The 14,890-nt window shown below is 62.9% G+C and carries 13 protein-coding genes; 4 read left to right on the forward strand and 9 right to left on the reverse strand.

The window, feature by feature from the left end; genetic code table 11:
* Nucleotides 1–13 precede the first annotated feature (13 nt).
* From FQ746_RS27480 to FQ746_RS27505, 6 genes are all read right to left on the reverse strand, one after another.
* Nucleotides 14–916: a glycine betaine ABC transporter substrate-binding protein gene (locus FQ746_RS27480; protein ID WP_144112941.1), complete on the reverse strand. Its 903-nt coding sequence runs from the start codon at nucleotides 914–916 to the stop codon at nucleotides 14–16.
* Nucleotides 913–1,629 (reverse strand): ABC transporter permease, encoded by a 717-nt coding sequence (locus tag FQ746_RS27485; RefSeq protein ID WP_144112942.1) that lies wholly within the window; start codon nucleotides 1,627–1,629, stop codon nucleotides 913–915. The genes FQ746_RS27480 and FQ746_RS27485 overlap by 4 nt, the downstream gene beginning before the upstream one ends.
* Before the next feature lie 432 nt (nucleotides 1,630–2,061).
* Entirely contained in the window at nucleotides 2,062–5,085 is a 3,024-nt protein-coding gene (locus tag FQ746_RS27490) for an FAD-binding and (Fe-S)-binding domain-containing protein (protein WP_144112943.1), read from the reverse strand.
* 28 nt (nucleotides 5,086–5,113) lie between these two features.
* Nucleotides 5,114–5,863, reverse strand: coding sequence for a 2-keto-4-pentenoate hydratase (locus FQ746_RS27495; RefSeq protein ID WP_144112944.1), 750 nt, complete (start codon nucleotides 5,861–5,863; stop codon nucleotides 5,114–5,116).
* Between the two features lie 31 nt (nucleotides 5,864–5,894).
* Nucleotides 5,895–7,181, reverse strand: coding sequence for an MFS transporter (locus tag FQ746_RS27500; protein ID WP_144112945.1), 1,287 nt, complete (start codon nucleotides 7,179–7,181; stop codon nucleotides 5,895–5,897).
* 232 nt (nucleotides 7,182–7,413) lie between these two features.
* Entirely contained in the window at nucleotides 7,414–8,634 is a 1,221-nt protein-coding gene (locus tag FQ746_RS27505; protein ID WP_144112946.1) for a pyridoxal-phosphate-dependent aminotransferase family protein, read from the reverse strand.
* 161 nt (nucleotides 8,635–8,795) lie between these two features.
* On the opposite strand from FQ746_RS27505, the gene FQ746_RS27510 reads away from it, so the two are divergent.
* From FQ746_RS27510 to FQ746_RS27520, 3 genes are all read left to right on the forward strand, one after another.
* Nucleotides 8,796–9,521, forward strand: a complete 726-nt coding sequence (locus FQ746_RS27510) for a GntR family transcriptional regulator (protein ID WP_144112947.1) — start codon at nucleotides 8,796–8,798, stop codon at nucleotides 9,519–9,521.
* Nucleotides 9,522–9,618: 97 nt separating this feature from the next.
* Nucleotides 9,619–9,885, forward strand: coding sequence for a cupin domain-containing protein (locus FQ746_RS27515; protein WP_144112948.1), 267 nt, complete (start codon nucleotides 9,619–9,621; stop codon nucleotides 9,883–9,885).
* Nucleotides 9,886–10,035: 150 nt separating this feature from the next.
* The gene (locus FQ746_RS27520; protein WP_144112949.1) at nucleotides 10,036–11,277 is read left to right on the forward strand and encodes a sensor domain-containing diguanylate cyclase; all 1,242 of its coding nucleotides are present in this window, start codon (nucleotides 10,036–10,038) and stop codon (nucleotides 11,275–11,277) included.
* Nucleotides 11,278–11,314: 37 nt separating this feature from the next.
* Here the strand turns inward: FQ746_RS27520 and FQ746_RS27525 are convergent, their stop codons facing one another.
* A complete protein-coding gene (locus tag FQ746_RS27525) occupies nucleotides 11,315–12,223 on the reverse strand; it encodes an alpha/beta fold hydrolase (RefSeq protein ID WP_144112950.1) in 909 nt (302 codons plus the stop codon).
* Between the two features lie 90 nt (nucleotides 12,224–12,313).
* On the opposite strand from FQ746_RS27525, the gene FQ746_RS27530 reads away from it, so the two are divergent.
* The gene (locus FQ746_RS27530; protein WP_144112951.1) at nucleotides 12,314–12,700 is read left to right on the forward strand and encodes a MerR family transcriptional regulator; all 387 of its coding nucleotides are present in this window, start codon (nucleotides 12,314–12,316) and stop codon (nucleotides 12,698–12,700) included.
* 30 nt (nucleotides 12,701–12,730) lie between these two features.
* Here the strand turns inward: FQ746_RS27530 and FQ746_RS27535 are convergent, their stop codons facing one another.
* Together FQ746_RS27535 and FQ746_RS27540 are read right to left on the reverse strand one after the other, a co-directional pair.
* Nucleotides 12,731–13,876, reverse strand: a complete 1,146-nt coding sequence (locus FQ746_RS27535) for an MFS transporter (protein ID WP_222105898.1) — start codon at nucleotides 13,874–13,876, stop codon at nucleotides 12,731–12,733.
* Between the two features lie 129 nt (nucleotides 13,877–14,005).
* Entirely contained in the window at nucleotides 14,006–14,887 is an 882-nt protein-coding gene (locus FQ746_RS27540; RefSeq protein ID WP_144112953.1) for an NAD(P)-dependent oxidoreductase, read from the reverse strand.
* Nucleotides 14,888–14,890 lie beyond the last annotated feature (3 nt).

Raw genomic sequence — 14,890 nt, forward strand, 5'->3', positions numbered from 1 at the left:
CAAAGGTCTCCGCTCAGGGCAGTTTGTGCGTGCGAAGAAATTCCGCTGCAACGTCATGCACCGATTTGCCGTCTATGTCGACCTGCTTGTTCATCTCCAGCATGGTGTCGTTGTTCAGCGTGTCGGCGAGCGCATTCAGTTGCGTCGCGAGTTGCGGGTTCTGCTGCAAAATCGCCTGCCGTACCACGGGCGTCGCGTTATACGCGGGGAAGTAGTGCAGGTCGTCTTCGAGCGGGGCGATGTTGAAGCCCTTCACGCGTCCATCCGTCGTATAGATCAGACCGATCGTCACCTGGTTGTTATGCAACGCGGTGTACACGAGGCCCGGGTCCATCTGACGCGTCTCCGCGCGGCTAAAGCGCATGCCGTAAGCGGCTTCGAGCGGCTTCAGACCGTCCGGACGATTCGCGAACTCGGCGTCCATCGCAAACACGTGCTTCCTGTTCGGCTCGGCCTTCAGCTTCGCGGCCAGTTGCGAGATCGTGTGAATGCCGGTCTGCTGCGCGACCTGTTGCGGCAAGCCCAACGCATACGTGTTGTTCAGCGGCGACGCATGCAGCCACACGAGACCGCGTTTGGCGTCGAGTTCCTTCACGCGCTCGTACATCGCTTTCGGATCGAGTTTTTCAGTGAGCTTGTCGTAGACCAGCGCAGCCGTGCCCGTGTATTCCCACACGACGTCCACTTGCCCGTTCTCCTGCGCACTGCGCAACAGCACACTGCCGAGGCCGGTACGCGCATCGATCTGATAACCCTTGGCACGCAGGTACTGTGCGGTGATTTCGGTAAGAACGTACTGTTCAGTGAAATTTTTTCCACCCAATACCAGGTTGGCCGCGCTGGCCTGCAGACTCGCGACAAGCATCGCGCCCGCTGCAATCCATCGCACACTCTGTTTAAGCAACGATATCGTCATGCAGCCACCCCGCGACGCGCGAGCAGATAGCGGCTGCCCAACGACACGATGCCGTCGAGCACGAGCGCAAGAATCGCCGTTGCAGCAGCACCGAGCAGCAGTTGCTGTTCGTTGTTCAGATAGATGCCGGGGAAGATCAGCGTGCCGAGACTGTCGGCGCCAATCAGGTAAGCGAGCGGCGCGCTCCCCACGTTGATGGCCAGCGCAGTGCGCACGCCGCCGATGATGATCGGCATCGCATTAGGCAACTCCACGCGCACGAGCGACTGCCAGCCGGTCATACCGAGACCGCGCGCCGCCTCGCGCAACGCGGGCGAGACGTTCTTCATGCCTTCGTAGGCATTGCGGGTGATCGGCAGAAGCGAAGCGAGAAACAGCGCTACCAGCGCCGGAATATCGCCGATACCGAAGATGCCTAGCGCAATGGCCAGCACGGCGAGAGACGGCACCGTATTGCCAATGTTGAAGATCTGCATGAAGCGCTCGGCATGCCGCGCGAACGCGGGCCGGCTGAGCAGCACGCCGGATGGAATACCGACCAGGAGCGCCGCAGCCATCGAGTAGCCGACCAGCAGCAGATGCCGTTCGGTGTAATAGACCAGATCGGGCGCGTATTGATGCAACGCGGCGGGATCGATCGCGCGACACAACAACGCGACGACGACACCGATGGCGACAACACTGCCGATCAGTCTGGCAGGACGATGATTCATGGAAATACGCCTCCGGGTTCGAGCGACGCGCGCACAAGGCCACGCCGCACAGGCGTCTGGAAAGACGCTGCGAATGGGAAGTTCGGGACGCGGCAGGAGCCGCGAGGTGAACCGAGTGGTGCCGGGTCGTGTTGAAACCCGGCGCGGGAGCGGAAAGCAATCACGCTCCCGGTGACAAGCCAGTCAGCAAAACTGGTGCCAGATCCATCGATGAGAGCGGCGAGCAGCGCAAGGGCGACTCGACCAGTGGGGTTCGGGAACCCCGTTTCGACGCGACTGCCGGATTGGACGAGCCGAATGCGACAGCAGACAATCTGCATTCAACCCCTTCTTACGGAGTCTAATGTGCTGCGAATATGATGCGATGTCTCGGTTGAGAAGACGGGGATTATACGGACGCGAGGCGCGTCCGTCCACCTGCGACAATCTGGCTCACTGCAAGGCCATCGCCAGAACGCGCGCGACGTGAAGCGCTTCGACATTCGCGCCGTCGTGAATCTGGTGTCGGCAACTGGTGCCGTCGGCGACCATCAGCGCGTTGCCACCGAGCTTGCGCACGGCGGGCAGCAGCGACAATTCCGCCATCGCCTGCGAGGTTTCATAGTGCTCGGCTTCGTAACCGAAGCTACCCGCCATGCCGCAGCACGACGACTCCACGGTCGAGACCGTCAGTTCCGGAATCCACTTCAACACGGTCTGAACGGGCGTGAACGCATCGAACGCTTTCTGATGGCAATGTCCGTGTACTAATGCTTCGCGCGTGGCCAAAGGCTTTAACGCAAGGTGCAGACGCGTGGCCTCGTGCTCGCGCACCAGAAACTCTTCGAACAGAAATGCATGGCTCGCCAGACGCTGCGCTTCTTCACCGAAACCGTAGTGCAGGAACTCGTCACGCAACGACAGCAAACAGGACGGCTCCAGACCGACGATGGGCACACCGCGCGCGACGAATGGCCGGAACAGATCGAGCATGCGCCGCGCTTCCTGCTTCGCCTCGTCGACCAGACCCGCTGCAAGGAAGGTGCGTCCGCAACAGACCGGCCGCTCGCCCTGACGCGTGTTGAAATGGACCGTGTAACCGGCGGCTTCCAGTACGCGTTGCGCGGCCCGCGCGTTCTCGGGCTCCATGTTGTTGTTGAACGTGTCGACGAACAGCAGGACTTCTTTGAGCGTGCTGCTTCCGGTAGCGTTCGTCCGGGTACCCACGCCCGATAAAAACGAGGTCTTGAAGCGCGGCAGCGAACGCTGCGGCGCGAGTCCCACCGAACGCTTCAACCACGCCGACACCAACGGTACGTTGTCGGCCAGCGCCATCAGCCCCGGCACACGGCTCGCTGTCGCCGCATAGCGCGGCATGAACGCGACCAGCCGGTCGCGCAGACGCAGACCATGACGCTGCACGCGCGCCGCCCGCGCTTCGATCTTGAACTTCGCCATGTCGACGCCGGTCGGGCAATCGCGCTTGCAGCCCTTGCACGACACGCACAGGTCGAGCGTGTCCTTCACGTCGTCGCTCGCGAGCCCTGCTTCGCCAAGCTGACCGGAGATCGCGAGCCGCAGTGTGTTGGCGCGTCCGCGTGTGACGTGCTGCTCGTCCTTCGTCACGCGATAGCTCGGGCACATGGTGCCCGCGTCGAACTTGCGGCAATGGCCGTTGTTGTTGCACATCTCCACGGCCTTCGCGAGTCCGCCCGACAAATCGTTGCCGCTGCCGGGCGCCGTTTCCTGTCCCGTCAACGGGTCGCGTTCGACATTCCAAGCGGACCAGTCGAGCGCCGTTTCGATACGCGGCACCTGATACCCCGGCGCGAAACGAAAGTTGCGTGCATCGTCCATTTTCGGCGGACGCACCATCTTGTCCGGATTGAAACGGTTCTGCGGATCGAACAGCGCTTTGATGTCGGCGAACGCCTGGTTCAGACGCGGCCCGTATTGCCACGCCACCCATTCGCCGCGGCACAGGCCATCGCCATGCTCGCCCGAATACGCGCCCTTGTATTCGCGCACCAGCGCCGCCGCTTCTTCGGCAATCGCGCGCATTTTGAGCGCGCCGTCGCGGCGCATGTCGAGAATGGGCCGCACGTGCAGCGTACCGACGCTTGCGTGCGCATACCAGGTGCCCTCCGTGCCGTGCCGATGAAACACCTCGGTCAGCTGGCTCGTGTAGTCGGCCAGATGCTCGAGCGGCACCGCGCAGTCTTCGATGAAGGACACCGGCTTACCGTCGCCCTTCATGCTCATCATGATGTTCAGGCCGGCTTTGCGGACTTCCCACAACGCTTTCTGTTCGTTCGCCTGCGGCATCTCGACCACGCTATCCGGCAGACCGAGATCGGCCATCAGTTCCGTCAGTTGCCGCAGCGACGCGAGTTGCGTGTCGCGATCCTCGCCCGCGAATTCCACCAGCAGAATGGCTTGCGGCTCGCGCACCAGCGCCTTTTCGATCACGGGGCGGAACGCGGGGTTGCTGATCGCGAGATCGATCATCGTGCGATCGACCAGTTCCACGGCGACCGGCTTGAGCTTGACGATGTGCTGCGTGAGCGCCATCGCTTGCCGGAAAGTCGGAAAGTTGACCACGCCCAGCGTTTTGTGCGCGGGCAGCGGCGCGAGTTTGAGCGTGAGTTGCCGGCTGAACGCGAGCGTGCCTTCGGAGCCGACCAGCAGATGCGCGAGATTGGCAATGCCGTCGTCGGTGTACGCGCGCGGGTTCTGGCAATCGAACAGGTCGATGTTGTAGCCTGCCACGCGTCGCAACACCTTCGGCACGCGTGCCACGATTTCGTCGCGCTCGCGTTCGGCAATCTGCTTCACGCCCGCGAGAATCTGTTGCATGCGCGCGCCCGTCGGCGCATCGCGCAGCGAAGCGAGTCGCGCGTGACTGCCGTCGGCGAGAATCGCGTCGATCGCCTCGACGTTGTGCACCATGTTGCCGTATTCGATCGAGCGCGAGCCGCACGAGTTGTTGCCGGCCATGCCGCCGATCGTGCATTGCGCAGCGGTCGACACGTCGACGGGAAACCACAGGCCGTGCGGTTTGAGCCACGCATTCAGATGATCGAGCACCACGCCGGGCTCGACCGTCACGGTGCGCGCGTCGGCATCGAAAGAGACGATGTTGTTCAACCACTTGCTCGTGTCCACGACGAGCGCTTCGCCCACCGTCTGACCGCACTGGCTCGTCCCCGCGCCGCGCGCGAGCAGCGGCACGTTCTCACTGCGGGCGATGTCGAGCGCCGTGTACAGGTCTTCCTGATCGCGCGGCACGACCACGCCGATCGGCGTGATCTGATAGATGGAGGCGTCGGTTGCATAGCGGCCGCGGCTCGCGGCATCGAACAGCACGTCGCCACGCAAGGACTTGCGCAACAGTTGCGCGAGCGGACTCGTCAGGCGTGCCGCGGACGGCACCAGATGAACCGGTTTGACGAGTAAAGCGGAAGTCGGATTCGTCATGTCCTCGGCCTTTCTTGAGAAGAACCGGCTAGTCGAGCGTCACGCTCACGGGAGGCAGCCCTTCGATGCGTCCGCTCGCCGTGCCCGCGCCGCGCGGGAAGAACATTCCCGTGTACGAGCCCGTGGTGACGATCATCTCGGGCGTCACCGCGATGCCGCGCGCGCTCGCGTGATTCACGAGCCATGTGAGCAGCCGCCGCGGATCGCCTGCGGGATTAGCCGGCGAAGCCAGCACGACGTTCTCTCCGTCGAAATCGAATGTCAGCGAAGGCGCGACGTACGGAAAGTCCTCGCGATACGGCGTGAATTCGCCCACGATCAGCGCGCCGTTGTTCTGCAGGTCGGCGAGTTGCGCGAGCTTGTCGCCTTTAGGCCAGTCGGCATAGCGGCTCGCCACGATCTCGATGGTCGCGCCAAACGAGCCGATTGCCGCGTGCACGTCGGCTTCGCTATACGGCGTGGCCGACGGTTCGAAGCGGCGGTCGAAGCGGAACGCGACTTCGAGTTCCAGGCCGAGCGAGGCGAAGTCGGCCCGGCGCAAACGCGCGCCGTCCGCATGCACATCGACGTCCGGCAGCGGCGCGCCCTGAATCGGCCCGGTCGCGGATTTCGCACCGATTTTCCAGCCGGCGATGCGCGTACCGGACAGGCTCAGAATCTCGTGCTGGATGGCGTAAGCGGCATCGAAGCCGGCGGGGACCTGGTCGGACGGCAACGTGTCGAGTGTCGTGTGATCGCGGCGTGCGTCGGCGAGGCGCTGGCTTAGAGAAGTCGTCATAGAAGCTTTAGATAAAAAGAAAAGGCGCCGCTCATACGCCGAGGCTGGTCGGCACCGGCGATTCCTCCGCCGTACCGATCGCGAACTTGCTCTCCGGTTGCATACGGAACGCGAGCACCACACCGATTGCCATCAACAGCATGCTCCCGACGAAGGGCAGTTCCCAGCTTCCGAAGTAATCGATCAGGAATCCGCCGGCGACCGGCGAGATGATCGCGGCCAACGCCGAGCCTGTGTTCATCATGCCGCTTGCGGTGCCCGAGCATTCCGGCGCGATATCCATTGGAATCGCCCACATCGGACCGATGGTCATTTCGGCGAAGAAGAAGCCCGATGCCAGACAGGCCATCGACAGATAAAGGCTGTGCGTGAACATCAGCGGGATGAGCGAGAACAGGCAGAACAGCATGCAGAGCGACACCATCCAGCTACGCGCGCGTTTCAGGCTGCCGGTGCGCGTGAAAATCGCGTCGGTCACGATGCCGCCGAGCGTATCGCCGATCACGCCGGCGAAGAACACCACCGAAGAGAAGATCGCCGACTTCTGCAGATTCAGGTGATAGCTGTGCAGGAAGTATTGCGGAATCCAGCTGAGAAACAGCCACAGGGTCCAGCCATAGCAGAAGTACACGATCGTGACCGGCGCCATGCGACGAAACAGTTTGCCCCACGGCACACCGGTGACTTTCGGCTTCGGAACCGGCAGCACCGCGAGTTCTTCGCTCGTGATACGCGGATGATCTTTCGGATGTTCGGTGAACGTGATCGCCCACACCGCGACCCACACCAGACTGAACACGCCGCAAATGTAGAACGACTCGCGCCAGCCCCAGGTCGCCATCACCATCACGATGAGTCCCGGTGCAATCGCATTGCCGATGCGCGAGGCAGCGTGCGTAATGCCTTGTGCAAAGCCGCGCTTTTCTTTTGCGACCCAGCGGGCCATTGCCGCGGTCGCTGCCGGGAAAGTGGCGCCCTCACCGAAACCGAGCAGCAGACGCGCGGCGAGAAGCGAAATCAGGCCGCCGGAGAAACCGGTCAGCAAGGTCGCGACGCCCCACACCGCACCACAGAACAGCAGCGTACGCCGTGCGCCGAAGCGATCGCTCACCCAGCCGCCGATGATCTGAAACAGCAGATACGGATAAGCAAAGGCCGAGAACACCAGGCCCACTTCCGTATGCGAAAGATGAAATTCCTTGCCGAACCCCGCGGCCGCCGTGCTGACGTTGACGCGGTCGAGGTAAGTGATGAAGTACATGATGCATAGCATCACTAGAACGATACTGGTCGCACTGGTCACACGGAACCGCTTCATCGTCTCTCTCCATGGCAGTCTATCGACGGCTCGCCTGAATGGCGCGCTTCGTCGTTGCCCGTCGCGCTACATCCCGCGGGCGCATTGCATGTCGTTCAGGGCCGCCTCTGTCGTGCGGATGCCTGAGGAAAGGTTCTTGCCCCTTCCGGTCGAGCGTTGTTGTTCGTCGTTCGTTGTCGAGGCAATGCGCCGTGCGCATTGCCTCGCTTTTGCTTCGCTTCCTGTACCCGGCTTACGCCGCGGCTTTCAGACCAGCTGTCTCGAGCGGCTGGCTCAGGTATTCCATCGCGGCGGGCAAGCCGCTTTCCTTGAGCGGCACGCCCGCGATCTTCAGGCCCATTTCGCAACCGGCGAGCGTGGCCATCAGCATCAGGTCGTTGCAATCGCCCAGGTGACCGATGCGGAACATGCGCCCTTTCATCTTGCCCAGACCCGTGCCGAGCGACATGTCGAAGCGTTCGTAGATGACCTTGCGCACCGCGTCGGCATCCACGCCTTCGGGCACCATCACGCCGGTCAGCACCGGGCTATAGACCGACGGGTCAGCGCACTGAATCTCGAGACCCCACGCGCGCACTGCACGTCGTGTGGCTTCGGCGAGCCGGTTATGACGCGCGAACACGTTGTCCAGTCCCTCGCCGAGAATCATTTCCAGCGCTTCGTTGAGCCCGTACAGCAGGTTCGTGTTCGGCGTGTAGGGCCAGTAACCCGTCTTGTTCATCTCGACGATGTCGGCCCAGTCCCAGAAGCTCCGCGGCAGTTTGGCTTCCTTGCTGGCCGCGAACGCTTTCGGCGAGATGGCATTGAAGCTGATACCGGGCGGCAGCATCAAACCCTTCTGCGAGCCCGACACCGTGACGTCCACGCCCCATTCGTCGTGACGATAATCCGCGCAGGCGAGGCCCGAGATGGTGTCGACCAGCAGCAGCGCCGGATGACCCGCCGCGTCGATCGCGCGGCGCACCGCGGCGATGTCCGACGTCACGCCCGTCGAGGTTTCGTTGTGCACGACGCAAACCGCCTTGATCGTGCGCCCGGTGTCGGCGCGCAAACGCTCTTCGATCAGTTGCGGCTGCACGCCACGACGCCAGCCTTCGATGCCCGGCAAACCGAGGAACTCCGGCTTGAGGCCGAGCGCTTCGGCCATCTTCTTCCATAGCGTGGCGAAGTGGCCGGTCTCGAACATCAACACGTGGTCGCCGGGGCTCAACGTGTTGGAGAGCGCCGCTTCCCATGCGCCCGTGCCGGACGCCGGATAGATCACGACGGGCTGCTGCGTCTTGAAGATTTTCTTGATGCCGTCGATCACCTTCAGGCCGAGTTCGCCGAACTCGGGACCGCGATGGTCGATGGTGGGATAGCTCATCGCCCGGAGAATGCGATCGGGCACCGGGCTCGGACCCGGGATCTGCAGGAAGTGACGGCCGGCGGGATGAAAGTCGAGCTTCAGCATAGTACGTCTCCGATTGAATTTTGCATTCAAAAAACTATATCAGACGAACGAGCGTCATCCCAAGGGCAAACTCAATCGGTTTTACCCGTGTTTACCCGCGCTATTAACTATTCTTTTGGCATACGATAAAATCCGAACCCAATAAGTAAAGGGCTTTTTGTATGCAAAATTCGGATCTGGATGCGGGTTTGACCGCTGCCCCGCTCATGCCGAAAGTGGAGCGGCAGCGTCTGCACGACACGGTGGTGGAGCACATTCGCCGCTTTATCGTCGAGGGCGCGCTGGAACCCGGCAAGAAGCTGAACGAGCGCGAGTTGTGCGAGACGCTGGGCATTTCGCGCACACCCTTGCGCGAGGCGTTCAAGGTATTGGCCGCAGAAGGTCTCATCGAGATCTCGCCGAACCGCGGCGCATCGGTGTCGAAGATGTCGGAAGCGGAGTTGCGCGAGACTTTCGAATTGATGAGCGGGCTGGAAGCGTTCGCGGGCGAACTGGCGGCCGAGCGGATGACCGCCGCGGAACTGGCCGACATCAAGGCACTGCATTACGCGATGCTCGCTTGCCGCACTCAGAACGATCTGGCTGGGTACTACAGCCGCAATCAGGCGATTCACGACAAGATCAATGAAGCGGCCAGGAATTCGGCGCTGAGGCAGACCTACATTTCGGTGAATCGCAGGTTGCAGGCTTTACGGTTTCGCTCGAATTTTCAGGTGCCTAAGTGGGATCGCGCGATTCACGATCACGATGAAATGCTCAAGGCGCTCGAGGCGCGCGACGGGAAACGGCTCAGCGCGATTTTGCGGCAGCATCTGCTGGATAAGCGCGATGCGGTGTTGCAGGTGCAGGCACAGGAAGCGGCAGCAGGAGGCGGCAAAGAAGCTTGAAGTAAAGGCGTTCGTTCAGTGAACGACCCTCGGGCGAATTTTTCCAGATAGCGATACAGTAGCTCTCCACCACTGCCTGACTATGTACGGAGCCGCCATGGACCGCGATACGTTTACCGAAAGCCTGACGAAAGACGGCTTTCCCGAAGCCGTTGCCGTTACCAAAGAAGCCGGCGGCACGATGGATGTGCATGCCCATCCTTTCGAAGCGAAAGCGTTGATTCTGGATGGCGGCATGCACATTCGCACGGATGAAGAAGAACGTGCTTATGAGGTCGGCGATGTTTTTCATTTGCCTGCGGGCAAGCCGCATTCCGAGCGGTACGGGCCGAATGGCGTGACGTATCTGGTGGGAAGGAAATAACCTGGCGATGAAGCGGAGCGACTTTTCAATCCGTCCGCTTCATCGGCCCACGAGAACAGTTTTACGGCGCCCTCGCCCGCGTCGCCGCAAAAACTTTTTGACGTAAAATGCGCTGCCGCCGCGAAACCCGGCGTAAGGCCTTACGTCAGGATGCATGTCGATCTAATCACCCTCTATCTTCTCGCCATCGGAACGCTCCTCACCAGTTCCTGCATGACGCTATGGGAAGCCCGAACGCATCCCGGGCGCGCAAGGGAATTGCGGATATTCGCCTCGGCCTATGCGGTTCTCGCCCTCGGCTGTCTGGCTGCGGCTTTCCGTCGCGACCTGCCCGGCATGACGGGTTCGGCACTAAGCAATCTGCTGATCGTCAGCGGGTATCTGCTGATCCTGCGCGGCGCAGCCGCGCTCAGCCGACGCCGTTACGGCGCGGTTTCAGTGGGCATGCTGATCGTGCTTGCGGCGGCGTGGATGCTCGGCGGCGTGCCGGGAGAAGGCGTCATGTGGGCGTACGGCAGCGCGGTGCCCATCGCCGTGGCATGCGGTATCACCGCCCGGGAACTCTGGCGCAGCAACGGCACGTCTTCGGTCCAGTCGCGCCACATCGCGGCCGTCGTGTCGGGCTCTCATGCGCTCTTCTACGCTTTCAGATCGTTCATCCTGCCGTGGCTCGCGAACGTGTATGGCCTGGATTTCCTGATCGTGGTCGGCAAGATCACGATGTACGAGGGCGTGCTGTACTCCGTGGTGCTGCCCATGAGCTTGCTGGGCCTCGTCCGCGAAGAAGCGCATGGCCAGCTTCTACGGGAATCGCTGACGGATTACCTCACCGGCCTCGGCAATCGCCGCTGGTTCTTCGAAGAAGGCGCACGGGTACTCCGCACCAGCAGGGAGTCGAAGCTGCTGTCTCAGCCCATACCGCAACCCATGTCGCTGCTCGCCTTCGACCTCGATCACTTCAAGGCGATCAACGACCGCTACGGCCACGAGTCGGGCGACGAAGTGCTGAAGTCGTTTAGCCGCATCGCGCGTCAGGTGGTCGGCGCGGAGACGATTCTGGCGCGCATCGGTGGTGAAGAGTTCGCCGCGTTGCTGCCGGGAGTCGACGGCTTGCGTGCGAAAGCGGTGGGCGAGGCTGTCGTGCAGCGATTCGCCGTTGCGGTCTCGCATCGGAGCGCGGGCGTTGAAATCCACGCGACGGTCAGCATCGGCCTCGCTCACTCGACGAGCGACGTCTCCACATTGTCCGATCTGCTTGCCGCCGCCGACGAGGCTTTGTACCGCGCGAAATCGCACGGCGGCAACTGTCTCGTTACAGCCGGAGATGGCGGCAATGCGGGCACGCACAGGCACCTCGGCATCGCCCGTCATCGCAATACTGCGGTTCGATAACGCGGCATCGAATCGTGGCGGAGCCACACTGCTTCGCTCATTGCGCCGATGTTTTCTCGATGAAAGCCGCCAGATCGCGATTGAATCGAACCGGGTCTTCGATAAACGGCGCATGGCCCACATTCGCATACAGTTCGCTTCGCGCCTGCGGATCCAACTCCTTCACCCGCGCAATCGCGGCATCGGGATCGACCAGCGCATCATGGGCGCCGTAGATCAGCAGAACGGGCACGTGGACCTTGCTCAGAGCGTCGGCCGCCGCAACGGTCATCGACTGAACGGCGCTCTGCATTGTCCATGACGCCAGCGCCGCATTGGCAAGCAAACGCCCAGTCGTCACCGTGTCGGGCTGCGTCTGGAAGCACAGGGCGAGGAAAGTGCGCTCGCCATCCAGATGGGTCTTCAGATCGGCGGAAGTCATGTCGCGATACACCTGCGGATGCGCGACGATCTGCGCCGCATTCAACTCGATCACCCCGTCGACATACACGGCACCGGCAATCCGGCCATCGCCGTACGCCGCCAGATAGTTCGATATCACCGCGCCGCCCAACGACCAGCCGACCAGCACTGGCCGCTTCGCATGAGAGGCGGCGATGACGGCGGCAAGATCGTCCGCCCAGCGCCGGCCGTCGCGATACGCGTCGGGGTCCGTCGGCTTACCGGACAGCCCGTGACCGCGCAGGTCGTAAGTAATGATGCGGTAGCGCGCGAGTTCGGCGCTATCGACCTGCGCCGCCCAATTCAGGCGGCTGCCGAGCAAGCCATGAATCAGCACGACAGCCGGCCCGGCGGGGTTGCCGGCCTCCTGCACGGCCAGCGCCACGCCGTCGGGCGCGGTGACCGTGTAGTTTTTCGATTCGGCTAGCGCGGCGGACGATACGCCAAGCGTGCCGAGCGTCAGCAGCAGCGCGGCGAGACTACGACTAAAGAAGGAAAGGACCATGAGCAGGACTCGGGAAAGGAGTTGAGTTATCCCTAGTCTCGACGCTGACACTGGTGTGAGGGTCAAGCGGAAGCTGCTATTCTTTTTGCCATGATCCAATCCACCCGGCAAAACGTGTTGTCTATCGGCGAGCTCGCGATCGAAACGGGCGCCAGCGTACGCTCGATCCGTCATTACGACGATCACGGCCTGCTCACGTCCGTTCGCGCCGGCAATGGCTACCGGATGTTTCCAGTCGCCGCAGTCGGCCAGGTCAGGCAGATACAACGCATGATCGCGACGGGTTTCAGTCTGGCCGATATCCGCTCTTTTCCCGACTGCATGCGGATGATCGAAGGCGCGAGTACCTGCACCGAAACCACCAGCGCGCAACGCAAGCGGCTGGCGTCCATCGAACGCCAGATCGCGGACCTCGAACGTCGTCGCGAGCGTCTGTTGAAGACGCTGGCAGAGGGCCGGGTGCCGCCGCTGGACTGAACCGGACGGCGGCATCGGGCCCTCGCGATTTCAATGCCCTGCGACCACGGCGTTCGACGCTCTATCCCCGCGCGGAAAGCCATGCGAGCGAGCCGCTGCGGCAATCGCGAGTCCGGCCAACGCGAGAACCAACGCGACCCACGCGAACAACCCGACACCGAACCGCCCGAGCAGCACGCCGCCCAGCAAACCTCCGCCGGCGATGGCGCTGTTCCAGGTGACGACGTTCATCGACAGCGCAACGTCGGCGGCCTCGCCGGCGGCATCGGCCAGAGCGGTCTGGAGCAAGGTGGCCGCGCCGCCGAAGCTCAACCCCCAGACGCCGACGCACACGAACACGACGACGGCCGAACCCGGCATGAGACCGAGCACGAGCGCGGTGGCCGCGAAGGCGCCGAGACTGGCCAGCACGGCGCCACGCAGATGACGATCGACGAACCGTCCGGTTATCCAGATGCCGGCTAGCGCGGCCACGCCGAACACGAGCAGCACCACGTCGACACGCCCGCCGAGTCCGGCCGCGCTCACGAGCGGAGCGACATACGTATAGAGAACGTTGTGCGCCAGCATCCACATGACGACGACACCGAGTACGGGTCGCACGCCGGGCGTATGCAGCACGTGATGCAGGCGCGGTCGCTTCGCGCCGGATTGCCCCGGATAATCCGGCACTTTTGCGAGCACCCAGCCGATCAGCACCAGCGTCAGCAGGGACATGATGCCGAACGCGATACGCCAGCCCACGAGATTGCCGAGCCACGTGCCCAGCGGCACGCCGAGCGACAGCGCGACCGGCGTGCCCACCATGGCCACCGACATCGCGCGGCCCTGCAAGTGCGGGGCGACCATGCGGCGCGCGTAGCCCGCGAGCAGACTCCACGCGAGCCCCGCCGACACGCCGGCGAAGAAGCGCGCGACCATCACCACGACGAAGCTCGACGACACCGCGGTAATCAGGTTGAAGACGAGAAAGCCGCCGATGCTCAGCAGCAGCACGCTGCGGCGGCGCCAGCCGCGCGTCGCGATCGTCAGCGGAATGGCGGCGAGCAGCGAGCCCAGCGCGTAGGCCGTGACCATCTGACCGGCGAGCGCGGCGGAAATATTCAGGCCGCTGCCGATCTGCGGTAACAGCCCGGCCGGCAACGTTTCGGTGAGGATGCAGATAAAGCCCGTCATCGCCAGAGCCAGCAGTGCGGCTAGCGGAAGTCGTTCGGCTGGCCGTTCGGCTGGCCGTGCGGCAGCGTCGCCAAGGTGGGACGTAGTCGTTTGATTCATGAATAACCCAGGTTAGAAAAACAGTCGCGATCAGCCACGCGTGCCGCCGAGTCCCGCGCGACGGTGCACCGCTTGCGCCAGAATCGACCAGTCCTTGTCGCCGAGACCGTCGCGAACCGCTTCGAGCATGTGCTCCCGCACGATCTGCGCGCCCGGCAAAATTGCCATGCGCTCGGCGGCCGCCTGCAAGGCCAGGTTCACGTCTTTCAGGCCCAACGTAAGCTTGAAACCCGGCTCGTAACTGCCCTGCGCGATATTCCTGCCGTAGCGCTGATAGCTCGGGCTCGCAAACAGCGTCTGCGTGACGACAGCCAGAAAGTCGGAAGCCGCGAGTCCATAGCTTTCCGTCAAGGCGGTGGCCTCGGCCATCGACTCGATCGCCTGCGTGATCATCAGATTGCCCGCGATTTTCGCGATGTTGGCGTGGCGCGGATCGGTGCCGAGGCGCCACACCTTCTTGCCGATCAGCTCGAACAGCGGCATGACGCGCTCGACCGCTTCGTCCGCGCCCGCAGCGAGAATGTTGAGTTCCGCGCGAGCCGCCGTTGCCGGCACGCCGAACACCGGCGCGGCGACATAGGCGACTCCGGCCCGCTCATGCGCATGCTGCAACTCTTCGACCAATGCGGGAGAGATAGTGGACATGACGACATGCGTGACACCGCTTTCTGCCGAGTCGAGCGCCCCGCTGTCGAGAATCACACTGCGCACCGCGTTGTCGTCCGCGAGCATGGTGATGACGACGTCGTGATGGACGAATGCCTCGGCCGGCGCGGACAACACCGTGACGCCATGCAGTGCAGAGGCAGCCGCCGCGCTGCGATTCCAGACGGAAACAGCGTGGCCGCCCGCGACCAGATGCGGCGCGATGGCCGCCCCCATACTGCCGATGCCAATGAAAGCAATGTTCATGAC

The organism is Paraburkholderia sp. BCC1886, assembly GCF_900996245.1.
Classification (GTDB): Bacteria; Pseudomonadota; Gammaproteobacteria; order Burkholderiales; family Burkholderiaceae; genus Paraburkholderia.